The sequence below is a fragment of the Cellulomonas sp. JH27-2 genome (genome assembly GCF_014837175.1).
Classification (GTDB): Bacteria; Actinomycetota; Actinomycetes; order Actinomycetales; family Cellulomonadaceae; genus Cellulomonas.
On record NZ_JACYFR010000004.1, the window covers coordinates 148,112 to 174,438 of the forward strand.

Consider the following 26,327-nt stretch of genomic DNA (forward strand, 5'->3'; position numbering starts at 1 on the left):
AACAGACTCTTGACACGAATCGGACACCGGGCCGTACTGTGTGAATGCGCCTATTAGGCAGGAACATTTACTAATTAGCCCCGGGAGACCCCCATGCTCCGCACTCGCGTTCTCGCCACGGCCGCCCTCGGCCTCGCCGCGGCCCTCGTCGTCCCGCAGTCCGCCCAGGCGACGTCGTCGTCGCCCGACGTCCCGAAGAAGGTCGTCACCGCCTACTTCGCCGACTGGGACGTCTACGGCCGCGGCTACTACGTCAAGGACATCCCCGTCGACAAGCTCAACGTCATCCAGTACGCGTTCGGCGTGCCGGGGTACGACGCGGCCACCGGCAGGGCCAGCTGCGACCCCGTGGACCCGTGGGCCGACTACCAGCAGGTCTACTGGGGACCGGAGAACACCGTCGACGGTGTCCCCGACGACCCGAGCAACCCCGACCAGCACCTGTTCGGCAACTTCAACCAGCTGCGCAAGCTCAAGGCCGCCAACCCGCACCTCAAGGTGGAGATCTCGCTGGGTGGCTGGACGAAGTCGACGTGGTTCTCGACGCTCGCCTCGACGCCCGAGCTCCGCAAGGCCTTCGTCTCGTCGTGCATCGACACCTTCATCAAGGGCAACCTGGCCGGCGGTGGGTGGCCGGAGAACGCCGGGGGAGACGGGGCCGCGGCCGGGCTCTTCGACGGCATCGACATCGACTGGGAGTACCCGACCCAGGTCGCCGACGGCAACGTCAACCCGGGCCCCGCCGACCGGCACAACGCGACCCTGCTGGCCGCCGAGTTCCGCAAGCAGCTCGACGCGTACGGCAAGACGACCGGCAAGCACTACCTGCTCACGGCAGCGCTGCCCGCGGCGACGAGCTCGACGAAGTACTTCGAGCTGAAGGAGATCAGCAAGTACTTCGACTGGGACAACGTGATGACGTACGACTTCAACGTCGCGAGCGGGCCGAAGGCCGCGCACAACACGCTGTTCACGCCCGACCCTCGCGACCCCAACGCCAAGAACCTCACCTGGAACACCGCCGGGACGGTCGCGCACTACCTGCTCAACGGGGTCCCGGCCAGCAAGATCGTCGTCGGCGTCCCGTTCTACGGCCAGCAGTACCTGCGCACCGGGACGGCCAACCACGGCCTGTACACGCCGTTCGACAACACGGGGACCGACGTGAACTCGCTGGCGCCCGACGTCGCCCCGCAGCCGACCTACCACGCGCTGGTCGACGTGGGCGGGTACGTGGACGCCGCCGGCACCACGGGCGGTGCCGGGTACACGGCCTACTGGAACCCGCTCGCCGGTGAGCCCTACCTGTTCAACCCGGCCGCGTCGCACGAGCTCACCACCGGCGCCGCGACCGTGCCGACCGTGATCGCGTTCTCCAGCCCCCGCTCGATCGGTGAGCGGACCAAGCTCATCAAGACGCTCAACCTGCGCGGCGCGATGGCGTGGGAGATCAGCCAGGACTCCGACAGCCACGCGCTGATCAACGCGCTGGCGCCCGTCCTGCAGTAGCTGCCACGACGGCGAGGACTCCCGATCCATCGGATCGGGAGCCCTCGCCGTTCGTGCGGCTCGTCAGACGCGGCGGTTGGCGTCGAGCTCCTGCGGGGTCGCGTCCGCCGTGGGGCGAGGGGCGTCGCTGGGGATGGTGGCCACGCGGCTCTCGTCGGCGGGTGCGCTGCCGGCGGTCTGCTCGTCGAGGTCGGCGCGCTCGGTCGGTACATCGCCCTCGGTCGTGACGTCGGGGTCGACCTCGTCCGCCGCGCTCAACCGGCCGTCGGCCGCAGGGGAAGCGGGACGAGGGTCCGGGCCCCGTCGTCAGGGCCCGGACCGGAGGTCACCGCGCGAGCTTGGCCCGGACGCCCGCGACGAGGTTGGCGGGTCGCTGCTGCTCACCCTGCTGCGCCCCGAGCACGACGAGCGAGGCGACGAGGGCCGGCGTCACCCACTCCAGGACGCGCTGCCTGCGCTGCACACCCGCGACGTCGGGGGGTGTGTCGGACGTCGGCGTCACGCCGCCGCCGGAGGGGACGGAGCCTGCTGAAGCGAGCTTGGTGCCCAGGTAGCCGCTGTAGACGGTGGTCCCCACGGCCGCCACCGTGAGCAGGGACTTGACCGCGGTGTTCGCGCCTGCACCCTTCTGGTGGGCGACACGACCGCGGTTGGCGACGATGAGGCCGATTCCGCCCGCGACGTGCGCCACGATGGCACCCGCGCTGACCGGGGCCCACCTCGCCCAGCCGACGGACGCCGTCGGCAGGCGGTCGGTGGGGTCGTTGACGCTCTTCGAAGCGCCGTTCAGGCCGACGGCCCCCATGAGGGACCCGCCGAACCAGGCGGCTGCGCCGACGTCGTGGAGCGAACGGACGAGCAGGTTGGAGGTGACCACGATGATCTCTTTCGCTGGCGCGACGTCGACCCTTGGACCTTGTCCCGATCATGGGCGACGCTCGCGGACCTCCACTGTCTGCCGGGGGAGGTGGGGGCGCATCTCACCGCGCCTCGCGCGCTGAGAGAGTTTGCCAGGAGGCGTGTGCCTACGCCGCGATGCGTCGTCGGGCGCCCGAGATCATCCGCCCGACGTTGACGGTCCAGCCCACGCCGAACACGCGCGGGTTGACCAGGTGCGCGCTGTCCGGGTCCCACATGCGCTCCTTGACGCGCGCGACGGTCGGGACCCGGAAGTCGTAGGGCACGAAGCCGACGACGACGCCGTGCCACTCGCGCTCGTCGGCCGGTGTGCGGATCTCCTTGACCACGGCGGCGACCGCGAGCCCGAGCGTGACGAGCCGGATCACCCGTCGAACCTTGCGCGGGCCCTTCGCATGCTTGTCGGACATCGCATCTCCCCGGTCAGCCGTGGTCGTCCCACTATCCACCGCGACGGGACGACGCGCAGGGCGGCCCGGCGTGCTCCGGGCCGCCCTGCGTCGTGGTCAGGACCGGATGAACTCGAGCAGGTCGGCGTTGATCGTCGCCGCCTCCGTGGTCGGCATGCCGTGCGGGAAGCCTGCGTACGTCTTGAGAGTGCCGTTCTGCAGCAGCTCGGCCGACAGCGGGCCGGAGTCGGCATACGGGACGACCTGGTCGTCGTCGCCGTGCATGACGAGCGTGGGGACGGTGATCTTCTTCAGGTCCTCGGTGAAGTCGGTCTGGGAGAACGCGACGACGCCGTCGTAGTGGGCCTTGGCGCTGCCCATCATCCCCTGGCGCCACCAGTTCTCGATGACCGCCTGCTGCGGCTCGCGACCGGGGCGATTGAACCCGTAGAACGCGGTCGACGGGAAGTCCAGGTAGAGGTTGGCCCTGTTGGTCGCGACCTGCTCCTGGATGCCGTCGAAGACCTCCTTCGGCAGCCCGCCCGGGTTCGACTGGGTCTGGACCATGATCGGCGGAACGGCGGCGATCAGGACGGCCTTCGACACCCGGTCCTCGCCGTGGCGGGCGATGTAGTGGACCACCTCGCCGCCGCCCGTGGAGTGGCCGATGTGGACGGCGTCGTGCAGGTCCAGGTGCGCAGTGAGCGCGGCGAGGTCGTCGGCGTAGTGGTCCATGTCGTGACCGTCGCTGACCTGCTCCGAGCGGCCGTGGCCGCGACGGTCGTGCGCGATGACGCGGTAGCCGTGCTGGACGAAGAACATGAGCTGCGCGTCCCAGTCGTCCGACGACAACGGCCAGCCGTGGCTGAACACGAGCGGCTGACCCGAGCCCCAGTCCTTGTAGAAGATCTCGACACCGTCAGGAGTGGTGATCGTGCCCATGTGCATCCTCCGTGGTTCTGATGGGTGACCGCGGTCGCGTCGGACCGGGGTGGTTCGAGCGTATGAGCGCTCACACCTGTGCGCGCGGCGACGGTGCTACGGGCATGTGAACAGTGCGTGACCAGGGCTTTCGTGTCGTTCGCCGTTCTTGGTACGTCCGCACCGGACGCTGCGCCCGGGGCAACCGAGTATCTCCGCACGGAGGCCCGGTTCTTCACTCGTATGGGCGAGCCGACGGCGGCGGGATGGACCGGGTACCGGGCGACCGGGATCCGGCTCGTGGCGCGCGCGCTCGGTTGCACGGCGTTGACCCTCGTCGAGCAGGACGTCCGGGGGCGGTCGCGCCTGACGTGCTGGGATGACGAGGGTGCGATCGCCCCCCGTCCGGCGCTCGCGGTCCCCGCGGGTGCCTTGGTCCGGCGGCCACTGCTGCGGCCGGCGATCGACGACGACGGCGCGATCGTGCTCGTGGTCCGCGCGGGGGCCTCGGGGCTGGCGGCCTGGCGGCTGGAGCGTCCGGGCGGCTTCGACGCCGACGACGTCGCGGCCGCGGAGCGCATCGTGCCCGTCCTCGCCGACCCCGGGATGCACCGACGTCCGACGGCCGCCGCGGCGAGCGACGTCCTGACTGCCCGCGAGGCTCAGATCCTCGCGCTCGTCGGACGCGGCCTCACGTCCGGTGCGGTGGCGCGACGGTGCGGCATCAGCGTCCGCACCGTGCACAAGCACCTCGAGCAGGCGTACCGCAAGCTCGACTGCCACGACCGCCTGAGCGCGGTCCTCCTGGCCCGCGACACCGGCCTGCTGTCGCGCGCGGCCCTCGAGCCTGCGGTCTGAGGCGACACGAACCGTCGCGCTCGCGGCGGCGGCCCCGTCAGGGCAGGGGCACGCGCCCCTCGGCCAGGTCGAGCGCTCGGGCGTGGGGGACGCCGAGGACGAGCAGGCTCCCCGTGGTCACCGCGGGGAGGGTGACCCTCTCGCGAGCAGGGTCGTGGTCGGCGACGGTGAAGACGGCCGACCAGGCCAGCTGGCTGAGGACGTCGGCGGGCAGGTGGCGTTCGAAGACCCCGTCGTCCTGACCGCGTCGGACGAGCGCGGTGAGCGGCGCCTCCACCTGGGCGAGTGCCGCATGGATGGCGACCCCGAGCTCGCCTCGTCGCAGGACGACGAGGACACGGTAGCGATGCACGAGCGGCCAGAGCCGGCCGACGAACGCTGCCCAGGCGGCGTCGGCCGGCACGCCGGGAGGGTCGCTCGCGGCCAGGACGGCTGCGATCTCCGTCGCGGCGCGCGCGGCGAGCGCCGGCAGGAGGTCGGAGCGGGACGGGAAGTAGCCGTAGACGGTCCGGCGGACGACGCCCGCGGCGGCCGCGATCTCGCCCATGCCGGCATCCGGGGCGGTACCGAGGACCTCGATCGCGGCATCCAGGATCCGCTCCCGTGTAGGGCCGCGGCCACGCGGCTCGGTGGACCTCGTCGGCATGGACGCCATCATTGCACATCGGTGTGCAACGGACGTAGATTGCACATCGGTGTGCAACACCGCTCGCCGCGCCGCGGCACGTCCCACGCGGCACGTCCCACCGCAGCACGTCCCACCGGCAGAGGAGGCAGGCGCTATGACCACGTCCGACATCGCACCCACGACCATCCGCCCGTTCCGCGTCGCAGTCCCGGACTCGGAGATCGACGACCTGAAGGAGCGCTTGGCTCGGACCCGCTGGCCCGACCCGGAGACCGTCCCCGACTGGTCGCAGGGCGTCCGTCTCGAGAACGCTCGATCGCTCGTCGAGCACTGGTTGCACGCGTACGACTGGCGGCGCCTCGAGTCCCAGGTCAACGCCTTCCCCCAGTTCCGCACCGAGATCGACGGGACCGACATCCACGTCGTGCACGTGCGCTCCCCGTGCCCGCACGCGATGCCGCTGGTCCTGACGCACGGGTGGCCGGGGTCCTTCGTCGACTTCCTGCCGATGATCGGCCCGCTCACGGACCCCGTCGCACACGGGGGACGGGCCGAGGACGCGTTCGACGTCGTGGTCCCGTCGTTGCCGGGCTTCGGCTTCTCGGGCAAACCGACCGGCACGGGCTGGGACGTCGCCCGCATCGCCGACGCGTGGACCGAGCTGATGTCGCGGCTCGGCTACGACCGATGGGTCGCCCACGGTGGGGACTGGGGTGCGGTCGTGACCACAGCCCTCGGTGCGAAGCGGCCCGACGGGCTGCTCGGGATCCACCTGAGCACGCCCTACGTCGTCCCGGAGCCCCTCCCGGTCGAGCTCACGTCCGACGAGCGGCGAGCCGTGGACGGCCTCGCGCTCTACGGTGGTCCGCTCGGCGGGTCCAACCATCTGCAGGGCACCCGGCCGCAGACCGTCGGCTACGCGCTGGCGGACTCGCCGGCCGGCCAAGCGGCCTGGATCTACGAGAAGTACCAGTCGAAGACGGACAACGACGGGCTCGCGGAGCAGGCTCTGCCCGTGGACGTCATGCTCGACGAGATCTCGCTGGCCTGGTTCACCAACAGCGCGGCCTCGTCGGCACGCATCTACTGGGAGAACCGGTCCGCCACGATGTCCGGCCCCAGGCTCACCCTGCCCGTCGCGGTCACCGTGTTTCCGCGCGACGTCCCGCGGATGCCGCGCACCTGGATCGACGACACCTACGCGGACCTGATCCATGTCGGCCAGGCCGAGGCGGGCGGGCACTTCGCGGCGCTCGAACAGCCCGACGTACTCGTCGCCGAGCTTCGCACGGGACTGCGGAGCCTGCGCGGTTGACCGATCTCCATCACTTCGTGCGCGCGTCCGCGGTCGACGAGCTCCTGGGGTCGGCGTCGGCCTCGTCGTCGGCGTCCAGGCGGCGCAGCTCGGTCCGCACGGCCGCGAGGACCGCCGCAGCGACGCGGTCGTCGTCCGACGACGTGAGCGTGGGCGCGTGCACGACGATCTTCACGGTGTCCCTCCTGATCCACCGGTGCCGCCCGTGCGGGTGCGGGCGTTGTACTCGAGCACGCGGCCGGTGTTCGGGATGATGAAGTCGTTCATCTCGGCGGCGATGGGCCCGTCGAGCTGGAGCTGGTCGGCGGCCTGGCGGGTGTCGACGTAGCGGCCGGCACCCTGCACATCAGAGATGCGACCGGGCGTCGTCACGGGCGCAGCGCCCGGGATGACGTTGCCCGCGGCGTCGACGGGGGCCAGGACCGTGGCGGCTCCCTGCTCCGGGGTGATGACCGAGCGCAGGTTGCGCAGGTAGCCGGCGTCGATCTCGAACATCTTCAGCCGAGCGCCGGGCCTCGCCTCGAGGATGAACTCGACGGCCCGCTCGAACGAGCCGATGTTGATGTTCAGCTTGTCGCCGCCCGTCCGGATCCGCGTCCGGCCCGTGGCGTCGATGCTGATGTACTCGCGGCTGCGGCGCGCCACGTCGCCGGTGCCGCCCTCGATGCGGAACACCACGGGGTTGCCGCTGCGGGACGTGAACATGAGCCTGCTGAGCGCGCGGGCCTGGTCCGGGCCGGGGACGCGGGCCGGGAGCTGGATCCACACGCCCTGCTGGCGGGTGCCGGTGCCGGCCTCGAGCGCTCCGAGCGCGGCGTCGAGCTCGTCGGCCAGGGCCGCCGCGTCGTCGCCCGGGAGCTCGACGGGAACGTCGCCCACGCGCGGTGGGCTGCCGGGGGTGACCGCGCCGGCGGCGAGCGCGTCGGCCTCGCGGGTCGCCGCCGTGGCCTCGGCATCGCGGCGCGCGGCCTCGGCCAGCAGGTTGTCGGCCCGCGTACGACGGCCGGCCTGGTCGGCCGCGACCGCCTGGTCCAGCAGCTCGTTCGCCTGCCGGCGCAGCTGGGCCGCCTCACGGTGGGCGGCCTCGGCCTGGACCCGGAGCGCCCCCTCGAGCTGACGCTCGGCGATCTCGGCGGCGGTGCTGCCGGCGCCCGCGGGACGGGCGACGAGCCCGGCCTCCCCGAGCAGCGCGAGGATGCCGCGTTGCTGGTCGGGGGTGTACCGGGAGATGCGGCTGAGGAACGCGGCCATGTCGGTGGTCGTCGAGAACGTGCCCGTCATCAGGTGCTGCGCCTGCGCCGGCTCCAGCATCGACAGCACCTCCATGAGCCGGACGGCACCCTGGGCATCGCCGGCGAACGTGGCGGCGAGACGGCGTGCGGCCTCGGCTGAGGCGGGCTGGTCCGCCGCGGCCATGAAGATCTCCAGGCCGCGCACCGCCTGCCGGCTGAACTGCGCGCCGGACAGCTCCAGCACGCGTCGGGCCGTCGCCGATGCGGCCCACTCGGCGAAGATCTGGGTGATGCGTTGCCGGAACTCGCCGGTCAGCGCGCTCACGGCGATGTCGTTGGCGAACAGGACGGCGGACGCCCGCATGTTCGCGAGCGCCTCGGTGGCCGCGGCACCGAAGTTGGCCAGCGTGTAGCCCTCCTGGCGGAGCTGGGTCACCAGGTCGCCGACGACCGTGCGGGCGGTGCGCCCGCCGGAGCCGAGGGCGCGCATGACGGGAGCCACGGAGAACTCGGCGAGCACGCCCATCGCCGAGCCGATCGCCATCTCGCGGACGTACGTCCGCCAGCTCGAGAGGTGGCCGTCGTGCACGGCGATGTCGACGACGTCGCGCGCGAACCGCGACAGCAGCGCGGAGGTGGACCCGCCGACGATGCCGATCGTCAGCTTCTCGAGCACGATGCCGGTCCACACCCGGCGCACGGTCGCGGTGCCGATCGCGCGTCCGATGGGCGCCGCGACCATGGCAGCGCCGCGGAACCCGACCGCCCCCAGGTACCCCTCGACGGCGGCCATGAGGAAGCCCTCGACGCTGAGCCGAGCGTTGAAGAACAGCACGCGCACGACGTAGATGAGCTCGCTGATCGCGATCGACGCGAGCACCACCTTGGCGCCGCCGCCGGCCGAGACGAGGGCCGCGATCAGGCCCGCCTCCCACGCGATCGCGATGACCCCGATCACCGTGATCGCGATGCCGAGCGCCTGGTAGAACTCGCCGGCCTTGCCCAGGCGCATGTAGACGATGGCCGCCTCGAACTCGTCGGCCGAGCGGCTGAACACCTCCCCGACCGTGGTCCACGTACCACCCTCGCGGCGCTCCACCTTCTCCAGTCGCACGGTCCACATGGGCAGGTCGTGGATGGGCGTGTAGTCGACGCCCACCAGGCGCAGGCTGGTCTGGATCGTCACCTTCTCGAAGTCGTCGTCGGTGATGTGCGCGCGCTCGCACGCGTTGCCGACGACCTCCCGCAGGAAGTCCTCCGACGTGATCTCGCGCGGGTCGGTGCCGGCCGCCAGGCGTTGGAAGAGCGCGTCGCGCTCGGCCTCGATGGCCGCCCGGAACCGCTCGGCCGCCTCGGCCTTGAGCTCCTTCTCCTTGCGCTCGGCGACGAAGGCGGAGCTGACCCGGCCCAGCACGTCGCGGCCCGGCACGCCGACCGTCAGACGGCGGTCCTCGTCGCGGTCGATGTCGACGGTGCCCGCGCTCGTCTCGTCGCCCGCGTGGTAGGTGTTCGCGCGCGCGTCCAGCCAGCGCCGGGTCATCCGCTCGCAGAGCGCCACGAACGCCGGGTGCGTGCGGTGCCGGGTGGCGCGGCTGTGGGCCAGCAGGTCCAGGACCGTGGTGCCCAGGCTCCGGCGCTCGCAGACTTCGACCAGGTGGTCGATCTCACCGGCCGCGTCGAGGTCGTCGAGCGCGTACTCCCACGCCGTGCCCCCGGCGGGACGGACGTCCGCCGCGGCGCCCAGCGTCCGGCTGAAGAAGGCCGCGAGCTCCGCACGCCACACCAGGTCGCGGCTCTCGCGCGAGACGATGTCGCGGATCTGCCGGGCCAGGTCATGACCCACGGGACGCAGGAGGGCGGCGCCCACGGTCTCGGCGTCGAGCGGCAGGTGGACTCCCGCGGCGACCACGACGGTGCCGCCCCGGGCCTGCACCGCGGGCGACGCGGGGCCGCGGCGGCGGGGGGCCGGCGTGAGCGCGGGAAGGGTCGCCCCCCAGGCGAGGGCCGCGTCGCGGACGGCGTCCGGCACGCCGGGGGAGTCGGTGTACGCGACCCAGTGGTCGACGACGGCGCCCGGCTCGGGGGCCGGCAGACCGGCCTCGGACAGCAGCATCCGGCCCGCGAGGTCGACGGCGTTCTCGGCCACGTCGCGACGGGTGCGCAACGGCAGCACGTCGACGCGGACGGGCCGCGTCCCCGCCTCGTCGAGCATCCGCTGCCAGGGGAAGCCGTAGTGCGCCGCGAAGCCGGCCGTGTCGAGCGTGCGGCTCGCGTCGGACAGGGGGAGCCGCAGGCTCGTCGCCGGGCCGGCCTCGAGCAGCGTCGCCGGCGTGATGTCCGGGACCTCCATGCCGGCCCAGACCAGGCGGGCGCGGCGCAGCAGGCTCGTGGCCGCACCGTTGCCCGTCACGCGGCGCGCGTTCGTCCGGTGCAGCAGGGGCAGCCCGGCGATCTCGCCGTCCGTGTCGAACGTCGCCAGCAGGGACACGTCCGAGTCCGAGACGGTCGCGCCCGAGGCGATGGTCCGGCCGCGCCGGTTGCCCAGCAGCTCGAGTGCGCGGGAGTCGAGCCGTGGCATGAGGTCGCCGAGCGTCGTCGCGTCCTCCACCTCGACGACCCACACCGCGACGTAGGCCTCGGTCGCGTCCAGGTCCTCGTAGAGCGCGCGCTGCGGCAGCACGCTGCCCCGGGCCGGGTCGGGGACGTCCGACATCACCTCCTCGACCCAGTCCGTGAACTCGTCGAGCCGGGCCCGCACGTGGGCGGAGCGCACCACGCGCCAGCCACGGCCGGTGGAGGGGCGCGTTACCGGGACGGGGACGCGCTGGCCGTGCCGGTCGTAGGACGGCACGCCGTACCCGTCCGGGTCGTCGCGGTCCTCGTCGTAGGCCTCGCGCGGGTCCTCCACCGGCCGTGGCGCGGCCGACGACGCCTCGTCGGCCCGCTCCGCGAGCAGGCGGGACGCCTGTGCGAGCCGATCGCGCACCTGCCGTCCCACGGCCTCGCGCAGCGCGTCGAGCGCCGCGTCGTCGGGGTAGCCGACCACGCGGACGGTGACGGGCACGTGGCAGTGGACGACCGTGGGTGTCGTCGTCGCTGTCACCGTGCGCCGCCTGACCGCTCGCTCTCAGCGCTGCAGCGACAGGATCCGCAGGCCGCCGATGGGCCTGCCGACCGCGTCGCGCGCGACCACGTCGAACGCCTGCAGCGAGCCAGGTTCGTCCGTGCGCTGCAGCGCGACCTGCGCGAACGTCCCCTCCCGCCCGACGGTAGTCACCAGGCGTCCGTCACCCCACGCACGGGCGGCGCGCTGCGGCTGGCGCTCCAGCAGAGGCTTGACGGCGGCCCCCAGTCGAAGCTGGCGGTGCAGGTCCAGCTCGCCCATCCCGTCGATGCTCAGCGTGCCCTGCACGGCCTTGCGGCTGAACCCGACGCGGATGTCGGGCTTGCCACGTGTGCCGGCGAGCATCAGCTGGCGGCGGCCGACCTCCGGCACCACCACCTCGCGCAGCGACCGCAGCAGCCACCGCTCGCCCGCGCCCAGGTCCTTCGACGTGAGCTGGTGCAGGTCGAGCGCGAACTCCGAACCGTCGGCCGGTCCGAACACCTGGAACTTCAGCTTCATCGACTTGTCCTTCAGGACGGCGATGTTGCGCTGGCCCTGGTGCGGGTCGTTGATGACGTCGTACGTGGTGGTGTCCGGGATCGGGCCGCCGTCGGGCACCGAGTACGCGTTGGCGACCAGGCACAGGTGGCCGTCGGTCGCGTTCTCGATGTCCGCGTCGGTGGGCGTCCACGGGATCGCGCCCAGGACGGGGTCCTGGATCCTGCACGTGATGACGTGGGCGTCGTTGGCGCTGGTGCTGCCCTGGCCGGGCGCGACCTCGGCGGCGAAGCCCGTGAGGTGGCGGCGCGCGTTGAACGGCTGGAACGGGCCGACGAAGGGGTTCATGACGTACGCGTCGACGTGCACGTCCTCGACCGTCGCCGCGCTCGCGTTGGAGACGCGCACCTTGATGGTCGTGGCCTGGCCGATCTTGGTCTGCGTCTGGCTGACGCCGCCCTCCAGGAAGATGCTCGTGTTGTTCCACTGCGGGTTGGTGCCGGTGTACGGCCGTGCTCCGGCCGTGTCGACGGCCCCGGCGGTGCCGAAGTCGACGCTGAGGAAGAGGCTCATGGTGTGCTCCCGTGGTGAGGGGCCGGCGGCGTCGTCGGCCTAGGCGAGGTAGCTGATCTGGAAACCCGACAGGCTGACGCTGTCGGTGGTGGCGGCGTTGTCGAGCGTCGCCAGGACGAAGTAGCGGAAGGTCGTGTTGTCGACCGTCGAGAACGCCGGGTCCGTCGCGACGGTGTTGTCGAACGGGTTGGCGTCGCCCGTGACGCGGGCCAACCGGTCGCTCGCGCCGGCACCCGTGAGCCGTGCGCGCATGAGGTTGACGCGCAGCGAGCCCGCGCCCGTGTTGACGCCGGTGGCCCGCAGGCTCGAGACCTTGACGCCCTGCGGCAGCACGGCCGATGCGATACCGGACAGCGACGTCTGCACCGCGGGCCGGACGGCGTTGCCCGACGTGTCGAGCGCCCAGGCGCCGCCGCCGGACGTCGCGACGAGGATCGGCGGGAGCGTGACGACGCGGGTCTGCGCCCCCGGCCCGGCCTCGAGCGCGTCGAGCACGGTGTCGATCTGGGTGACGACGCCGGACAGGGCGCCGAGGTCGGCCTGCAGCGCGGCGAACCGCACGTTGAAGCCGTTCGGCCCGGACGCCTGGACGCGGTCCCGGTTGTCCACCCAGGGGGTGTGGCTGAAGGTCGGTGTGAAGCTCACGCTCGCCATGGCGGTGTGTCCTTTCTCAGTCCTGGGGTCGTAGCGATCGCACGGCCCGGTGCCAGCGGAACGCCGGATAGGTGAAGCTGGGATCGAGCCCTCCCGGTGCGGTGCCGAGCTCGACGACGGCGGACCGGAGCTGCTCGGTGAGCACCTCCACCCCCACCGGGTGCAGCGTGTGCAGCGCATTCATGAGGAGGTAGTACTGGTCGCGCGAGATACGCGCGCCGGCCAGCTCCGGTCGCAGCCGCACCTCGAACGCGTACGGTCCAGGGGCGCCGGCCTCGCGCAGCGTCGCCCGGACCCAGGTGCGGCCCGGCACGCGGGCGGTCGCCGTGACGGTGGGTGCGGTGGTCGACATGAGCTGGACGCCCTGCCGGTCAGGGGCGGTCGGCACCACCTGCGCGCTCGACCAGCCCAGCCGCGTGGTGGGGGAGACCGCGGTCGGTGCCGGGTCGACGGTCAGCACGGCCGACCCGCCGACCTCCAGCTCTACCGCACCTGTCACGCCCACGGGGTCGCCCGGCGGTCCGGCGACGACGACGGTCGTGCCGGCGCGCGCCACGAACGCGAAGCCTGCGGCGTGCGCGTCGACGGCCAGGCGGTCGGCGCCGAGCACCGGGTGGGTGAGCACCAGGCGCCGGCCCTCCCGGGCCAGGTCACCGGCCGGCGCCGCCGGGCGGTAGGCCTGCGCGACCGTGACCTGGCCGGGTTGGCCGTCGGCGTCCAGGGCGTCCAGCAGGGCGACGAGCGGCCCGACGAGCCCACGGTCCGCCTGCTTGTCCTCGGGGTTGGGACCCAGCACGAGTCGTGGATCGGTGAGCGTCGCCAGGTAGGCCGGGTCGAACGCGGGGTCGGGCGGCCCGACGACGTCCTCGCCGACGCCGGTCGTGCCGTCCGCGGCGATGCTCGCGCCGTCGGCCATCGGGCCGGGGAGCACCTGGAGGGTGACCGTCGCCGTCGTCGTGCGGCCGGCCCGGACCACGTCGCCGGACAGGGCGAGCGGGCCGGGGCTGGTCGCGGTGAGGGTGGCCGTCGGCGCGCCCGGTCCGGTCGGGACGAGCGTCGCGCGGTCTCCGCCGCCGAGGAGCGCGAACCGCACCTCGGCGTCGGGCGGGACGGCCGCGGCGGCGAAGGTCGGCGTGCCGAGCGACATCTCGACGGTCACGGGGGTGCCGACCTCGAGGCGGGGGGTGCCGCCCACCTGCAGCACGGGCCCTGCACCCGACGGCCCGAGCAGCAGCGGGCGGCCGGGTGCGCAGGCGACGACGACGACGCCGTCGGCCCGGTGCTGCACCAGGTCGAAGCCGGCGCGGTGCGCCAAGGCCGCGAGCCGCCCCGGGCCTACCACCGGTGCGGCGAGCAGCAGGCCGCGGGCGTCGGCGCGGCTGCCGCCGGCGGCCGCGTCCCAGCCGGCCAGGACGGTCAGCGCGCCCGGGTGCCCCGACGCGTCGAACAGGTCGGCCAGGCGGCTCACGGCCGCGGCCGCCGTCGGACGCATCAGGTGCGGGTCCGGGACGGGCAGGCCCGGGTCGCGCGCGGGGTCGTCGGGCACCGGGGCGAACGTCACGCGCGGGTCCGTGCAGCGGCCCAGCAGCGCGGGGTCGGCAGCTCCGTCCTCCGGCGGCCACATCCGGTCCTCGGTCGCGCCGGGCCGACCGTCGCCGTCGATGCTCTCCGCCAGACCGAGGGCCGCCGGCCAGACGCGCAGCACCGTGCCGCCGGAGCGTGCGGGGCCGTCCGTGTCGTCGACGACGAACGGGTCGGCGATCCCGTCGACCACCGGGACCAGGCGATTGAGCACGGCCTGCAGGCCGCCGGGCGTCGGCAGCTCCCAGCGGCGGAAGAGCGCCAGGCGGGACCGGTAGCTCTCGTCGGACTCGCCGAGCACCGGGTGGAAGTGCGTCCGCGCGACCGAGCTGATGCGCACCTCGTCGATCGTCCCGCGGAAGCCGGACGCGTCGGGCCCGAGCACCACGTCGCCGGCCGTCCCGACGGCGCCCAGCGCGCCGCTCGTCGCGGCCTGCTCGACGCCGTCGACCACCACGGCCAGTCGCGCGTCCGCCCCGTCGCGGGACAGGACGAGCGCGACGTGCGTGAACCGGTCGGTCGACAGGTCGACCGCGGCGGAGACGCTCAGCGCCACCGTGCCGTCGTCGACGGTGGCGCGCACCGACTGCCGTCCGCCCAGGCCCAGGTCGCCGACGTCGAGAGCCCACACCGGGCTGCCCGGCAGGCCGCGCCGCGCCACGAAGCCGAGGGTCGAGACGGCGTCGGGCCGGACGAACAGCTCGACCGTCAGCCCGTCGCCCGCGGCCACGTCGAAGTCGGCGTGCGAGGCGATCGTGACCGAGCCCGCGCCCGGGAAGCGGACGCCGCGGTCGTAACGCGCGGGGACGCCCGGGGTCGCCGTCCCGGACAGGACGCCGTGGTGCGGCGTGCGGCCGGGGAAGATCGCCGCGGCGTCGGTGATCGCGGGCACGGCACCGGGTGCGTCGTCGAGGTGGAAGAGCGCGACGGTGGCCGGGTCCACGGAGTAGGGCGTGGGCGGGAAGCGCGGGACGGCCAGGTCGGCCCCGACCAGGTCCAGGCTCGCGCCGGTGGTCCGGGCCACCACGCGCTGGTCGTGCACCTCGCGGGTCAGCCGCGTGAGCCGGTCGCGCTCGGCGCCCACCACCCACAGCAGCCGGGCGGTGGTGCCGAGCAGCGCGGTGGCACGCCACCGGTCCTGCGCGGGGGCGGTCGGCCCGTCGATCTCGCGCACGCCGGTCAGGCGCGCCTCGGGGGTGAGCCCCGACGGCAGCACGACCGCGACGCTGTCGCCGTCGCCCAGGCCTTCGGTCGCGACGACGGCGGTAAACGCACCCGCGAGCGGGTCGGTCCCGGAGACCTCGACGGCGGTCCCGCGCGGGCCGGTCCCGACGGCGCGCAGGACGTACGACGCCTCGGGTGTGGTGCCGTACAGGGCGCGGTGCTCGACGAAGTCGTACGGGACGGCGACGGCCGCGTCGGGTGTCGCCCCCGCGACGAGCGGCAGGTCGAGCGAGTCCGCACCGCGTGCGAACGGCAGCGTCAGCCGGCGGCACATCGCCTGCACCGCGGGCGGCGGGGCCAGGGCGGGGATGGTCATGGGATCACGACCTCGAGGTCGACGAGCCCGGAGTCGGGCCGGAAGACGGCGAGCTCGGTCGGGCCCATCACCAGGTTCTCCCCGACACCGGCCTCGTACGCGACCGACTGGTACCCGACCGGGCCCAGGCTGAACCGCCCGAACACGCCGGGGCCGCGCCGCAGGTGCATGGCCTGCACGTCGAGCACACCCGCCTCGTCGGTGAACGCACGCATGACCTGCGCGAACAGCACGTCGCCGCCCAGCCGCAGGGCGGCCGCCTCGGCGCCCACGCGCTGCAGGACGCGCGCGAGCAGGGCGTCCTGGTCGTAACCGGGCTGGACCACCAGCCGGGCGCGCACGCCGACGTCGATGTGGTCGGCCTCGATGACGTTGGGGTGCACGCCGGGCGGGCGGACCAGGTCGAGCGCGGCGGTGACGCGCTCGAGCACGCCGCGCACGGAGCCGGCGGGCAGCCACGGCCAGCGGAACTCGTGCGCGACGACCACGTCGAACAGGTACGGCTCGCCGAAGCGGCGCTCGGCGGCGAACAGCCGTCGGCCGAAGTCGAACAGCCCGAAGTACGACTGCGACACGTCCACGCCGCCCAGCGGGTCGGAGATGAGCACGTCGACCACGCCGTCCACGGCGAGCACGGCTTGCTGCACGGCCTCGATGGTCCACAGCGTGCGCGCGGTGCCGACCAGGCGCCCGCGGTAGACGTCGTCCGGCTCGGGAGCGTTCCCGCCGCTGGTGGGGGCCGCGTTGGTGACGGTGAGCGTGGCGGGGCCCAGGTCCGCGAAGTAGACCGCCGCGTGCTCGGGCTCGATCGCGGTGATCGTGGCCGGGGCGACGTCGCCGAGCGGTCCCGGGTCGAGCGCCAGCACGGGCACCGTCGCCACGGGGGCGAGCGAGGTGAGCGTGACCGGTCGGGTCGTGGTGAACAGCGTGCCCGTCGCCGTCGTCAGGACCGTCGCCTCGTTGACCAGGTAGGTGCGGCCGGGGACGCCCGAGCCGAGCGTGATCGTCACCTCGCCCGAGGCGTGCAGCGCACGCCGGTCGACGCCGATGTCCTCGCCCAGCAGGTCCAGGCTCGCGCCGTCGGCGGTCGAGACGAACCCCGCGTAGTAGCTCGCCTCCAGGCGCTTCCACAGCTCGGCGTCCTCGGCTGCCGCGACCTCGAGGATCTTGCGCAGGGGGCTCGTCGTCGTCAGGTCCACGTCCGGGCCGAACGCGACCCGCGCGCGGGCCAGCGCCTCGGCCAGCACCACGTCGAGCCCCTTGACGACGTAGCCGTCGTCGGTGACGCCGTACTGCGTCTGTGCCATCTCGCTCACCTCCCGCTCACCACCGCACATCTGCCAGGACCTGCACGGTCGCGGCCGCACCGGTCGTCGGGTCGGAGGTCGGGTCCGCCACGTCCGCCGCTGGCGCGACAGGGGACACCGTGATCTCGACGAGAGCCGTGCGCACGTCGCCGCGCGCCGCCTCCACGCCGGGATGCGCCACCAGGTACTCGGGGTCGTCGTCGAACAGGACCCTGTCCACCGATGCCACCCGCGGATCGCTCGCGATGGACCGGATGATGCTCAGGCGCAGCACGTCCTTGACCATGGGACGGGGCAGCGCGGCCGTGAACGTGTCGCGCACGTCCAGGCCGTAGCGGACGTCGAGCAGGTCGCTCGCCCACGGGGTCGCGAGCCGCAGCTCGAGGCCCTGGCGCAGGTTCTGGACGCCGGCGATCTCGACCAGCCGGCCGGCCTCGAGCACCAGGTCCCCGTCGTCGAGGAGCAGACCGTGTCCGTAGGCGGCCTGCTCGCGGGCGTCGCGGGTGCTCATGACGCGCTCAGCTTGCTGTGGCCGGCGGACTTCGACGACCACTGGCCGGGACCGTCGGGCGCGATGCCGTCGGTGAGGCCGCGAGCGTCGGTGGTCAGCACCTTCATGCCCCCCGCCGAGAGGTTCGTCGACTCGCCGGCGATCAGGGACGTCACGGCCAGGCACGGTTTGGTGACGGGCGCGGGCGGCGACGACGTGGGTGTGGAGCAGCCGCTGATCGTCGCGCCCATGACGTCGGCCCGGGCGATCACCGGCTTGCCGTCGACCTTCAGCGCGCTGCGCCCGCCGGTCAGCGTCACCGAGCCGCCGTGCGCGCACTGCAGCTGGGAGCCCGTGGTCAGGACCGTGGCCATCACTTCACCTCCACCGCTGCGCCGTCGAGCGTGAGCGAGACCTGCCCGTTGCCGAACGTCAGCTTCTTCTGGCTGGTGGTGATCGAGATGGCGCCGTCGGAGTCGACCGTGATGGTCGTGCCGCTGCTGTGCTCGATCGTGATCGTGTCGTCGTCCGGGACGCTCGGTCGCGTGCCGACGTCAGGCAGCGCGGACGTCCCGACCAGGACGTGCAGGCCGCGGGCCTGCAGGACGCGGGCGCCGCGCGCGTCGATGAGGTCGTTGACGCCCTTGCCGGTCGGCTTGCCGTCGCCCCCGAGCTCGGTGGGCAGCGCGAGCCACCAGTCACCGACGTGGTTGGGCGGGGGCGTCGACGACGGCTGCGACGGCCAGATCCAGCCCGCGACGATCGCGTCGTTCGTGAGCGACCGGTTGTGCGCCAGCACGGCCCGCATGCCTGGGTAGACGGGCGTCACGAGGCCGACCTTGTCGAACGCGAACGGCGAGGCCACCGGCTTCTTGACCAGCTCGTCCTCGGTCGAGACGGGGCTCTCGGTGCTGGGTGCGGTCACGCCTCGCTCGGGGGCCTGGGCGTAGTGCAGGCTCACGCGGTGGGCGTCGGTGGCGGCTGCGCCGTCGGCCGCCGTATAGGCACTGACGTCGCCGACGTCGATCGCGGGGTTGTCCTGGCGTGCGGCGAGGACCGCGCGATTGAACTCGTCGACGACGCGGCTGGCGGGGGTCGCAGCCGGGGCCCGGGCGCCCCCCGTGACGTCCGCGAGGACCAGCTCGCACACGTAGCCGGACTTGGTGGAGTACGTGACGGTCAGCGCGCTGATGCGCTTGCGGCCCGTGACCGCGGGCAGCTTGGCGACGATCGACTGGCCCACGCGCAGGCCGGGGTGGCCCAGGACCGTGACCGTGTGGCCGTCGGTGACGGAGCGGTCGTCCCCGCCGGAGGGCGTCGCCCCCGACGAGCCGCCGGACGAGCCGCCCGACGAACCACCCGACGAGCCGCCGGACGCAGGGCGGTCGGTCTGCGCGCTGCCGACCTGGACGACGTTGTCGTCGACCTCGATCGGCGCCGTCGCCGTGCCCACGGCGGCCCCGATCGCGACGACCCCGTCGCCGACGACGAGCGCCTTGCCGGCGAGCTCGGTGAGCTGTGAGAGCGCGGACAGCACCGAGCCGCTGCGGATGGTGAAGTCGCGGCTCGTCGTCCCCAGCGACGACCCGTCGGCGAGGCGCACGCCTCCGCCGGCGGGGGCGGTCACGCCGGCCAGCAGTCCCCGGACCACCGTGTCGAGGTCGCCCGACCCGCGCAACGTGCCCGACGCGCGGGTGTGCAGCAGGAGGTAGCCCGTCTCCTCCTGGCCCTTGAGGACCACCTTCGCGCGGCCGTCGTCGCCGACGCTCGCGTCGATGTCCGTGATCCGACCGCGCAGCACAGGGTGGTCGCCGAAGATCGTGCGCGGGTCGTCGAGGTAACCGAGGCTGATCGAGACGTGCAGCGCGCCGTCGTGGTTGGCCCCTCGCAGGATCGTCGTGTCCTTGTCGGGCAGGTCGTAGACCGTGACCTGGAAGGTGGTCGCGGTCGCGCCCTCGCGAGCCGTGATGGTGACGTCCGAGTCCAGGATCAGGCCCAGCCCGTAGACGCTGTTGCTGATCGTGAGCGGCAGGCCGAAACCGAACGCCGAGGCGACGGCCGCGAGCGCCCCGCCGGGGGAGCCCGCGGCGCTGATGGTGATCTTGTGCCACAGCACGAACCCGCTCATCGCAGACCCACCCGCGCGGTCAGGACCGACCCGAAGGAGCCGGCCGCGTTGAGGTTGCCGAGCGCGATGCGCACGTCGTCGACGACGAGCAGCACCTCACCCGCGGCGTACAGGAGGCCGGGCAGCAGCCGGCGGCGCAGGAGCTGGACAGGTGTGCCGTCGGCCGACTGCCGCACGACGACGCCCACGAGCATGCCCTGGGCCTGCTGCGCGGCCGAGCCGACCACGTCCAGCGGTGTGCGCGGGTCCGCGTCGCGGTCCAGCAGGTGCTCGGGGACGTCGACGTAGAGGTCGAACCGGTACGTGGTCTCGCCGAGCGCCAGCAGGAACGACTGCGGGAAGCCGTCGGCGGGGTCGACGGGGAGCGACCGCAGCCCGGCGGTGCCGGTCGTCGTCGCGAGGGTGGGGGTGGGCACGGTGCGCCTCCCTTCAGGGGCCCGGTGTGCGGGTGACGGGGTTGGGCGGAGGGACGGACGGCAGCGCCGCCGTCGCGATGGCCAGGGCGAGGTCGAGCGCCTCGCCGGCCAGCTCGGCGATGGCCGAGCGGGGGACGTGGACGAGCGTGATGCTCACGTCGAGCGCCTCGCGCTTGTTCACCGAGTGCGTGAACTTCAGGTCGCTGATCTGCATGTCCGTGCTGACGGTCATGCCCGCGACGACCGGGATCCCGGCCAGAGCGAGCGCCGGGGCGGCCGCCGCGGCCGTCCAGCGGGTCGCCAGCGCCAGCGTCTCCAGGGCCTTCTTCATGAGCAGGCGTTCCTGACCCACCAGCACGGCCTCGATCTGGATGGTCTTGGCCGTCGGCGACACCGCCTGCAGGAACCGGCTGCCCTGGACGCGTTCGATCTTGTAGCCGTCGCTCAGCACGATCGACTGCACGGCGAACAGCGGCACGGGGCCGACCAGCACGGGCGGGTTGCCCTTCAGGACGCTCACGGCTCACCCCCGCGCGCCGAGCTCGGCGCCGAGCGCATCGAACACCCGGGCGACGACCGCGTCGGCCGTCGCGTCGTCGAGCCCGACGACCTCGACCTGGACCGGGAACCAGTAGTGGACCTCCGCCGGGCCGTCGTCGTGCGACGCGCGGCCCGCGGCCACCAGGTCGGCGGCGGCTCCGGGCGCGGGGACGACGAGCTCGCCCTCGTGCACCAGCGCGATGCCGGTGCGCTCGACGCGGGCTGCCGCCTCCAGGTCCAGGTCGTCCCCGCCCAGGTCCCCGGCCACGTCACGCCTCGATGCCGACGCTCAGCGCCATGCACGTGAAGTTGGCCTGCGGGACGCCGTCGATGACGACGTTGCTGGGCGTCGCGCTCGTGACGAGGCAGCGGCTGAACTTGAGCGCCTTGAACGACCAGTCGTCGCCCGTGGACTCGGTGACCGCGATCTCGAACTCCTTGCCGGTCAGGGCCAGCTCCGTGAGGTCGGCGACCGCCGTGGCGATCGCGGGGACCGCCATCGTGAACGTGATGGTCACGGGTTGACGGACGACCCCGACGTTGTCGGACTCGATGCTGTGCAGCACGGTGTGCGGGACGGAGAAGGTCGGCGAGATGCTGGTGATCGGTGTGATCGTCGTCGTGCCGAGCTTGACCTCGAGCCGCGTGTTCCAGTCGGGCATGGCGGGTCTCCTATTCGAACTTGAGGGTCAGCGCGACGCGGTGGATCGCGCCGGCGTAGTCGACGGCCACCAGGACCTCGACCACCCGCTGCGCCTGGGCGTCGTTGACCTGCTGGTCCTCGGCGGCCGTGCGCAGCGGCTTGTCCAGCAGCGTCAGGATCGGGATGACGATGTCGTAGCCCTCGATCACGCCCTGGCGGACCAGCGGCTCCAGCACCGCCTCGAGCTGCGCACCCAGGGTGCGCAGGCCGGACCGGCTGACGCGGACGTTGCCGATGGTGCGGATGAGCTGGGCCTTGAGCAGGAACGAGACGTTGTCGATGGTGCGCACGACGTCGATGTACTTCTTGCCGCCGCCCGGGTCTCCCGTGTAGCCCTCGCCCAGGTACACGCCCTGGCCGGGGATGAGCGCGGGGTCGACGAGCCAGTTGACGCCCTTGCCGGCGGGGCCGGAGCTGAACGACTCCGAGCCGTTGAGGGCGTCGATCTCCGTCGCGCTGAACGGCTTGCTGTCCACCTTGACGGACTTGAGCAGCATCGAGATGTGCGGTTCGTAGCCGGCGATGGTGCCGGCGACGGCGGCCGCGACGTCCTCGTCGCTCTTGTGCGCGACGAAGACCATGCGCTCGCTGGCCAGCGCACCGGCGACGATCGTCGCGTCGGTGGCCTCCTTCTCGAGCATGGCCACGCCGATGCGCTCCATGCCGTCGCCGCCCGTGTTCGACACCCCGACGACGTGGTCGGCGAGCGCCCGGATGGCGCCACCGGCCGCGGCGGCGGCGGTGTCCAGCGGGGTGGCGGCGAGTGCCACGATCTGCACGTCGTGCGTGGCGAGCTCCTCGAGGCCGGCCTCCCAGTCGGGGGCGGCCTCGTCGACGCGGACGCCCGTGACCTGCGACGGTCCGGGAATCTGGTTGAACGCGAGCGCGATGGCGTCGCCGAGCTCGCCCGGAGCGCGGCGCTTCGCCTCGCCGGGATCGCTGAAGACGGCGGCCTCGCCGACCGTGAGCAGGTCGGCGGGCGGCGCCGCGGGCGGCGTGACCCGGCCGACGACCGCCACGTTGCCGTAGGCGCGCACGGCCGGCGCGAACATGTCGGAGACCGGGTTCACCCGGACGTACCGGACGGTCATGGTCGTGTCCCTTCGTGAGATGCGGTGGGTGGCACGTCGTCCGGTGGAGCGGTGTGCCGGTGCGGACGCCGGAGGACCGGCGGCCGATGCCGAGGGCTGGGCGGGGTGCGATCTCCGGTGCGGGGTCGCCTCCCCGGGACGCGGAGCCGGCGGCCGGTCACGGCGGGCTCGCGAACAGCGGGAGGACCCCGGCGGTGGCGAAGAGGGCGTCGACGGCGTCGTCGTCGGGCTGTCCGGCGGCGGTGGCCGCGGGCAGGACGACCGCGACGGCGAACGCGCGCGAGGGGTGCCCGAAGGTCGCGTCGGCGCTTCCGGGCGGTCCGGCGGCACCGGCCGCGCGCAGCCGTCGGGCGGCACGCAGGGCCGCGACCAGGTCACGGTCCTCGCGGACGGCGAGCGCGACGTCGAGCGTGATGGTCCGGGCGTTGACGGGGTCGGCCGGATCGAACGGGGGCGCGGGCTTGAGATGGACCTCGGCCAGCACGTACTCGGCGGACTCACGGAGCTCCTCGACAGTCGTGATCCGACGCCGGGCCAGGAACGCGTCCAGGTCGAGGTAGCGGAACCGCGAGCGGAAGTCGGCGAGGCTCGTGATGTGCTCGATCGCGTGGGTCACGGCCGACTCGATGCCGCCGGGGTCGACGGCCGCGACGACATCGAGCAGGACCGTCGCGTACAGGTCCGCCCACACCTCGTCGCCCGTTCGCTCGACGAGCCCGCGCAGGTCCGCGGTGGTGTACGTCGGCTGCTGCTGGGACCAGGTCAGGGCGACCCGGTCGGCGCCGGCCAGCGCGTGCTCGGGGCGGACGGTCTGCACGACCGCGTCCGTGATGCTGTCGAGCTCGACGCCGTCGGTCGCGTAGACCTCGTCGACGAGGCGCCGCAGGTGCGGGTAGTCGGCGGCGGCGGGGCCCTTGAGCAGGGCGGCCAACGCGCCGGCGTCGTGCAGCTGGGCGAGCGCCCGGTCGGCGAACGACCCCATGACGTGCCTCCCTGCGCTTCTGCGGTTGCGGACCCGACCACTCTCCTTCCCGTCGGCGACGCGAGACATACGCACTACTGCGCACGCCCGAGCGGTATCTCGGAGCGGGTGAAGCGGATCCGGACCAGGTCGATGACCGTGATGCGGGCACGAGATGCGTCTGATGCGATAGGTTCAGAGCATGCGCACGACGGTCACCATCGACGACGACCTGCTTCGCCGCGCCAAGCAGGCGGCGGGTGCTCGCGGAGAGACTCTCGGGTCACTGGTGGAGGAGGCGCTGCGCCGGCTCCTGGCCGAAGCGACCACCCGCCGGCCAGGCGTCGAGCTCCCCCTGTTCATGGGTGGCACGGGGCCTAGGCCGGGTGTCGACCTCACGTCGAACGCGGCGCTCGAGGACCTCACGGACGAGGACCGACGTGCTGCTGTGTGACGTCAACGTCCTCGTGGCCGCCCATCGGCCCGACCACCCGCACCACGCCGCCGCCCGGTCCTGGCTCCAGGCAGCGGTCAACGGGGTGGAGGCGGTCGTCGTACCCGACGTCGTGGCCTCGGGCTTCGTCCGTGTCGTGACACACGCACGCGTCTTCGAGGTGCCGACGCCGCTCGACGGGGCGTTCGGGTTCCTGCGCGAGCTCACCCGCGGACCGGCCGTCGTCGCGATGCCGCCGGTGGACGGGCTCGTCGACCGGCTCGAGGCCGTCTGCCGAGAGGCCGATGCGCGAGGCTCGCTCGTGTCGGACGCGCTGCTCGCGACGTACGCCGTCGCTCTGGGAGCGCGCCTGGTCACCTTCGACCGCGACTTCCGCCGGTTCGACGCCTTGTCGCTCCTCGAGCTGCGGGCCTGACGACCGTTCTGGTCGCGGGTTCCTCGTCGACTCGCGTGATGCAACCCGCGACCCGACGTGAAGGCCGCGACCCGAGCAGGGGCGCTGCCCGCGACACGTTCGCAACGTGCTCGTCATCTGCGCGGGGCACGATGCGCGCATGCGCCTCCTGGTCCACAACGCCCTGCTCATCCCGGTCGCCGACGCGGCCCGCGACTGGTTCCCCGGCTGGTTGCTGGTGGACGACGACGGCCGCATCGCGGCGATCGAGGCCGGCGAGCCGGATCCCGCGCTGCTGGCGGGGGGCGTCGAGGTGCTCGATGCCGGCGGGGCGATCGTCGCACCCGGCTTCGTCTCCGCGCACTCGCACCTGTTCACGTCGGGCATGCGCGGCATCAGCGCCGGCTCCACGCTCTACCCGTGGGTGCTGTCGATGGTCGAGGTCATGGACAAGTGCTCGCCCGACGACGTCTACTGGTCGGTCCTGCACGGGAGCCTGGACTTCCTGGCCAACGGCGTGACCAGCGCGTACAACTTCACGCACTCGCGCGTCACGTGGCGCTACAACCCGGAGACGGCGTCGCCGGAGCTGGGGCGTGTGGCTCCCGTGGAGTTCGTGACGCGGCAGTTCGACGGGGCCGCCGACGCCGGTCTGCGCGTGGTCAACGCGATCCGGCTCGACGACGAGGCGGGGCCCGAGGACGAGATGCTGGGCGTGTTCGGCGACATGGTGGCCGAGTCGGCGCTGCGCACCCCGGCGGACCAGCACCTGGGGGCGTCCGTGATGGGTGCCGTGCAGTGGGCGTCCGCGCCGCGCTCGGCGGAGCTCGAGGTCGAGGTCATGCGCCGGCACGGCATCACGAACCAGGCGCACTTCGTCGAGACCGCCCAGGGCATCGAGACCCAGCGCGAGAAGTTCGCGTGGTACCGCGACGCCGGTGCCTTCGGCCCCGACTTCCTGTTCGGGCACTTCGTGCACCCGACGGACGAGATGGTCGACGTCGCCGCGTCGACCGGGTGCGGCGTCGTGTGGCAGGCGACGTCCAACGGGCGGCTCGGCTCCGGCTTCATGGACGCGGTGCGGCTGCGGGACGCGGGGCTGCGCATCGGCCTGGGCCTGGACGACCAGTCCTGCACCGACATCTCCGACCCGTGGGGCAACATGCGCATGGGCCTGTACACGACTCGCGCGCTCAACACGGACGCGAGCGTCCTCATGCCGGCCGACGTGCTGCGCATGCACACCCTCGCCGCGGCGGAGGTGCTGGGCGTCGCGGACCGGATCGGGTCGCTCGAGGTCGGCAAGTACGCCGACTTCGTCGTCGTCGACCATCGCTCGCCCGACACAGGTCCCGTCTGGGACGTGCTGGCCACCTACGTCCTGGCGTGCGGGCTGCGCAACCTCAAGCAGGTGTACTCGGGCGGCGTGCTGGTCCACGACGGCGGCCGGTCCACGTCGCCGCTCGCGATGCAGGCGCCCGGCGAGCTGCGCGCCCGCATCACCGAGGCGGCGGCGAGGTGGGGTGTCACGCTCCCGCTGGCGGCGTGGGAGGCGGGGGAGTGAGGGGCGGCCCGTCGACGTCCTCGCCGTGGTGCAGGTCGATGCACTCGACCTCCTCGACGCCGTGCGCCACGAGGTAGGGGCGCGCGCCGCGGTCGCCGCCGAGCGTCGCTGCGAGCGCGGCCCAGTGGTCGGCGCCGACGACGACGGGATGGCCTGGTCGGCCGTCGAAGACCGCCTGGCGGAGCGTGTCGCGGCCCGCGCCTGCGGCGACGCGTCCGACGACCGCGACGGGCGTGCCCGGGAGGTCGACGAGGGTCACGACGACCGCGTCGCCGCTCGCGTGCGCGAGCCCCGTGCGCAGCGACGCGCCCAGCCCGTCGGCCCAGTCGGCGGCGACGACGGTGTCCACGCGCTCGTCGGGCGGCACCAGCTCGCGCGCTTCGTCGGCCGACGCCCCCAGCACCACGACCACGCGCGCGCAGCCACCGACCAGCAGCAGCTCGACGGCCTGCCGCAGCCACGCACCGTCGTGCGCGAGGGCCTTGGGCTCGCCGCGCCGCGCCCCCGCGCCGGCGGCGAGCACGAGTCCGGACAGGGTCGTCGTCTGCACGTCTGTA

27 protein-coding genes are annotated in these 26,327 nt (G+C 73.2%); 6 read left to right on the forward strand and 21 right to left on the reverse strand.

The features are described from left to right. Positions 1-93 precede the first annotated feature (93 nt). Positions 94-1,509 carry a glycoside hydrolase family 18 protein gene (locus IC607_RS13480; RefSeq protein WP_191787920.1) on the forward strand — a complete coding sequence of 472 codons (1,416 nt, stop codon included), beginning with the start codon at positions 94-96 and terminating at the stop codon, positions 1,507-1,509. Between the two features lie 63 nt (positions 1,510-1,572). On the opposite strand, the gene IC607_RS13485 is transcribed toward IC607_RS13480, so the two are convergent. From IC607_RS13485 to IC607_RS13500, 4 genes are all read right to left on the reverse strand, one after another. After that, positions 1,573-1,767: a hypothetical protein gene (locus IC607_RS13485; RefSeq protein WP_191787921.1), complete on the reverse strand. Its 195-nt coding sequence runs from the start codon at positions 1,765-1,767 to the stop codon at positions 1,573-1,575. 67 nt (positions 1,768-1,834) lie between these two features. Next, positions 1,835-2,386, reverse strand: a complete 552-nt coding sequence (locus tag IC607_RS13490) for a hypothetical protein (RefSeq protein ID WP_191787922.1) — start codon at positions 2,384-2,386, stop codon at positions 1,835-1,837. Between the two features lie 148 nt (positions 2,387-2,534). Then, the gene (locus tag IC607_RS13495; protein WP_191787923.1) at positions 2,535-2,837 is read right to left on the reverse strand and encodes a DUF5808 domain-containing protein; all 303 of its coding nucleotides are present in this window, start codon (positions 2,835-2,837) and stop codon (positions 2,535-2,537) included. 96 nt (positions 2,838-2,933) lie between these two features. Continuing rightward, positions 2,934-3,758: an alpha/beta fold hydrolase gene (locus IC607_RS13500; protein WP_191787924.1), complete on the reverse strand. Its 825-nt coding sequence runs from the start codon at positions 3,756-3,758 to the stop codon at positions 2,934-2,936. 222 nt (positions 3,759-3,980) lie between these two features. On the opposite strand from IC607_RS13500, the gene IC607_RS13505 reads away from it, so the two are divergent. Continuing rightward, a complete protein-coding gene (locus IC607_RS13505; protein ID WP_191787925.1) occupies positions 3,981-4,595 on the forward strand; it encodes a response regulator transcription factor in 615 nt (204 codons plus the stop codon). Positions 4,596-4,632: 37 nt separating this feature from the next. Here the strand turns inward: IC607_RS13505 and IC607_RS13510 are convergent, their stop codons facing one another. Then, entirely contained in the window at positions 4,633-5,241 is a 609-nt protein-coding gene (locus IC607_RS13510; protein ID WP_191787926.1) for a TetR/AcrR family transcriptional regulator, read from the reverse strand. 136 nt (positions 5,242-5,377) lie between these two features. Between IC607_RS13510 and IC607_RS13515 the strand changes: the two genes are divergently transcribed. Then, positions 5,378-6,538 (forward strand): epoxide hydrolase family protein, encoded by a 1,161-nt coding sequence (locus tag IC607_RS13515; protein WP_191787927.1) that lies wholly within the window; start codon positions 5,378-5,380, stop codon positions 6,536-6,538. Positions 6,539-6,548: 10 nt separating this feature from the next. Here IC607_RS13515 and IC607_RS13520 read toward each other — a convergent pair whose 3' ends face one another. From IC607_RS13520 to IC607_RS13590, 15 genes are all read right to left on the reverse strand, one after another. After that, a complete protein-coding gene (locus tag IC607_RS13520; RefSeq protein WP_191787928.1) occupies positions 6,549-6,713 on the reverse strand; it encodes a hypothetical protein in 165 nt (54 codons plus the stop codon). Further along, the gene (locus tag IC607_RS13525; protein WP_191787929.1) at positions 6,710-10,873 is read right to left on the reverse strand and encodes a hypothetical protein; all 4,164 of its coding nucleotides are present in this window, start codon (positions 10,871-10,873) and stop codon (positions 6,710-6,712) included. Before IC607_RS13525 ends, IC607_RS13520 begins: the two co-directional genes overlap by 4 nt. A 24-nt stretch (positions 10,874-10,897) precedes the next feature. After that, positions 10,898-11,947 carry a hypothetical protein gene (locus tag IC607_RS13530; RefSeq protein WP_191787930.1) on the reverse strand — a complete coding sequence of 350 codons (1,050 nt, stop codon included), beginning with the start codon at positions 11,945-11,947 and terminating at the stop codon, positions 10,898-10,900. Positions 11,948-11,986: 39 nt separating this feature from the next. Beyond that, positions 11,987-12,601, reverse strand: a complete 615-nt coding sequence (locus tag IC607_RS13535; protein ID WP_191787931.1) for a hypothetical protein — start codon at positions 12,599-12,601, stop codon at positions 11,987-11,989. Between the two features lie 16 nt (positions 12,602-12,617). Continuing rightward, positions 12,618-15,722: a LamG domain-containing protein gene (locus tag IC607_RS13540; RefSeq protein ID WP_191787932.1), complete on the reverse strand. Its 3,105-nt coding sequence runs from the start codon at positions 15,720-15,722 to the stop codon at positions 12,618-12,620. Continuing rightward, complete coding sequence (locus tag IC607_RS13545; protein WP_191787933.1) at positions 15,719-17,029, reverse strand: baseplate J/gp47 family protein; 1,311 nt, start codon at positions 17,027-17,029, stop codon at positions 15,719-15,721. Before IC607_RS13545 ends, IC607_RS13540 begins: the two co-directional genes overlap by 4 nt. A gap of 16 nt (positions 17,030-17,045) precedes the next feature. Continuing rightward, on the reverse strand, positions 17,046-17,540 hold the full coding sequence (locus IC607_RS13550) for a hypothetical protein (RefSeq protein WP_191787934.1): 495 nt from the start codon (positions 17,538-17,540) through the stop codon (positions 17,046-17,048). Beyond that, a complete protein-coding gene (locus tag IC607_RS13555; protein ID WP_191787935.1) occupies positions 17,537-17,893 on the reverse strand; it encodes a hypothetical protein in 357 nt (118 codons plus the stop codon). Before IC607_RS13555 ends, IC607_RS13550 begins: the two co-directional genes overlap by 4 nt. Then, a complete protein-coding gene (locus IC607_RS13560) occupies positions 17,893-19,647 on the reverse strand; it encodes a hypothetical protein (protein ID WP_191787936.1) in 1,755 nt (584 codons plus the stop codon). The genes IC607_RS13555 and IC607_RS13560 overlap by 1 nt, the downstream gene beginning before the upstream one ends. Beyond that, entirely contained in the window at positions 19,644-20,063 is a 420-nt protein-coding gene (locus tag IC607_RS13565; protein WP_191787937.1) for a hypothetical protein, read from the reverse strand. Before IC607_RS13565 ends, IC607_RS13560 begins: the two co-directional genes overlap by 4 nt. Positions 20,064-20,076: 13 nt before the next feature. Further along, on the reverse strand, positions 20,077-20,583 hold the full coding sequence (locus IC607_RS13570) for a hypothetical protein (protein WP_225225021.1): 507 nt from the start codon (positions 20,581-20,583) through the stop codon (positions 20,077-20,079). A gap of 3 nt (positions 20,584-20,586) precedes the next feature. After that, positions 20,587-20,871 carry a hypothetical protein gene (locus IC607_RS13575; protein ID WP_191787938.1) on the reverse strand — a complete coding sequence of 95 codons (285 nt, stop codon included), beginning with the start codon at positions 20,869-20,871 and terminating at the stop codon, positions 20,587-20,589. A 1-nt stretch (position 20,872) separates the two neighbouring features. Next, the gene (locus IC607_RS13580) at positions 20,873-21,265 is read right to left on the reverse strand and encodes a hypothetical protein (protein ID WP_191787939.1); all 393 of its coding nucleotides are present in this window, start codon (positions 21,263-21,265) and stop codon (positions 20,873-20,875) included. 10 nt (positions 21,266-21,275) lie between these two features. Beyond that, entirely contained in the window at positions 21,276-22,397 is a 1,122-nt protein-coding gene (locus IC607_RS13585; RefSeq protein WP_191787940.1) for a hypothetical protein, read from the reverse strand. A 157-nt stretch (positions 22,398-22,554) separates the two neighbouring features. Continuing rightward, positions 22,555-23,379 (reverse strand): hypothetical protein, encoded by an 825-nt coding sequence (locus tag IC607_RS13590; protein WP_191787941.1) that lies wholly within the window; start codon positions 23,377-23,379, stop codon positions 22,555-22,557. 181 nt (positions 23,380-23,560) lie between these two features. Between IC607_RS13590 and IC607_RS13595 the strand changes: the two genes are divergently transcribed. From IC607_RS13595 to IC607_RS13605, 3 genes are all read left to right on the forward strand, one after another. After that, on the forward strand, positions 23,561-23,812 hold the full coding sequence (locus tag IC607_RS13595) for a type II toxin-antitoxin system VapB family antitoxin (protein ID WP_191787942.1): 252 nt from the start codon (positions 23,561-23,563) through the stop codon (positions 23,810-23,812). After that, positions 23,799-24,227: a TA system VapC family ribonuclease toxin gene (locus IC607_RS13600; protein WP_191787943.1), complete on the forward strand. Its 429-nt coding sequence runs from the start codon at positions 23,799-23,801 to the stop codon at positions 24,225-24,227. Before IC607_RS13595 ends, IC607_RS13600 begins: the two co-directional genes overlap by 14 nt. A gap of 139 nt (positions 24,228-24,366) precedes the next feature. Continuing rightward, on the forward strand, positions 24,367-25,770 hold the full coding sequence (locus IC607_RS13605; protein WP_191787944.1) for an amidohydrolase family protein: 1,404 nt from the start codon (positions 24,367-24,369) through the stop codon (positions 25,768-25,770). On the opposite strand, the gene IC607_RS13610 is transcribed toward IC607_RS13605, so the two are convergent. Next, positions 25,733-26,320, reverse strand: coding sequence for an NTP transferase domain-containing protein (locus tag IC607_RS13610; RefSeq protein ID WP_370526230.1), 588 nt, complete (start codon positions 26,318-26,320; stop codon positions 25,733-25,735). The two genes, IC607_RS13605 and IC607_RS13610, sit on opposite strands and share 38 nt — an antisense overlap. Positions 26,321-26,327: the final 7 nt, after the last annotated feature.

Bases quoted from the DNA above. Each gene is read 5' to 3' on its own strand.
- IC607_RS13540 (WP_191787932.1), bottom strand. From the start codon at position 15,722: ATGACCATCCCCGCCCTGGCCCCGCCGCCCGCGGTGCAGGCGATGTGC.
- IC607_RS13585 (WP_191787940.1), bottom strand. From the start codon at position 22,397: ATGACCGTCCGGTACGTCCGGGTGAACCCGGTCTCCGACATGTTCGCG.
- IC607_RS13590 (WP_191787941.1), bottom strand. From the start codon at position 23,379: ATGGGGTCGTTCGCCGACCGGGCGCTCGCCCAGCTGCACGACGCCGGC.
- IC607_RS13500 (WP_191787924.1), bottom strand. From the start codon at position 3,758: ATGGGCACGATCACCACTCCTGACGGTGTCGAGATCTTCTACAAGGAC.
- IC607_RS13505 (WP_191787925.1), top strand. From the start codon at position 3,981: ATGGGCGAGCCGACGGCGGCGGGATGGACCGGGTACCGGGCGACCGGG.
- IC607_RS13510 (WP_191787926.1), bottom strand. From the start codon at position 5,241: ATGCCGACGAGGTCCACCGAGCCGCGTGGCCGCGGCCCTACACGGGAG.
- IC607_RS13550 (WP_191787934.1), bottom strand. From the start codon at position 17,540: ATGAGCACCCGCGACGCCCGCGAGCAGGCCGCCTACGGACACGGTCTG.
- IC607_RS13545 (WP_191787933.1), bottom strand. From the start codon at position 17,029: ATGGCACAGACGCAGTACGGCGTCACCGACGACGGCTACGTCGTCAAG.
- IC607_RS13535 (WP_191787931.1), bottom strand. From the start codon at position 12,601: ATGGCGAGCGTGAGCTTCACACCGACCTTCAGCCACACCCCCTGGGTG.
- IC607_RS13515 (WP_191787927.1), top strand. From the start codon at position 5,378: ATGACCACGTCCGACATCGCACCCACGACCATCCGCCCGTTCCGCGTC.
- IC607_RS13555 (WP_191787935.1), bottom strand. From the start codon at position 17,893: ATGGCCACGGTCCTGACCACGGGCTCCCAGCTGCAGTGCGCGCACGGC.
- IC607_RS13580 (WP_191787939.1), bottom strand. From the start codon at position 21,265: ATGCCCGACTGGAACACGCGGCTCGAGGTCAAGCTCGGCACGACGACG.
- IC607_RS13530 (WP_191787930.1), bottom strand. From the start codon at position 11,947: ATGAGCCTCTTCCTCAGCGTCGACTTCGGCACCGCCGGGGCCGTCGAC.
- IC607_RS13480 (WP_191787920.1), top strand. From the start codon at position 94: ATGCTCCGCACTCGCGTTCTCGCCACGGCCGCCCTCGGCCTCGCCGCG.
- IC607_RS13595 (WP_191787942.1), top strand. From the start codon at position 23,561: ATGCGCACGACGGTCACCATCGACGACGACCTGCTTCGCCGCGCCAAG.
- IC607_RS13605 (WP_191787944.1), top strand. From the start codon at position 24,367: ATGCGCCTCCTGGTCCACAACGCCCTGCTCATCCCGGTCGCCGACGCG.
- IC607_RS13560 (WP_191787936.1), bottom strand. From the start codon at position 19,647: ATGAGCGGGTTCGTGCTGTGGCACAAGATCACCATCAGCGCCGCGGGC.
- IC607_RS13495 (WP_191787923.1), bottom strand. From the start codon at position 2,837: ATGTCCGACAAGCATGCGAAGGGCCCGCGCAAGGTTCGACGGGTGATC.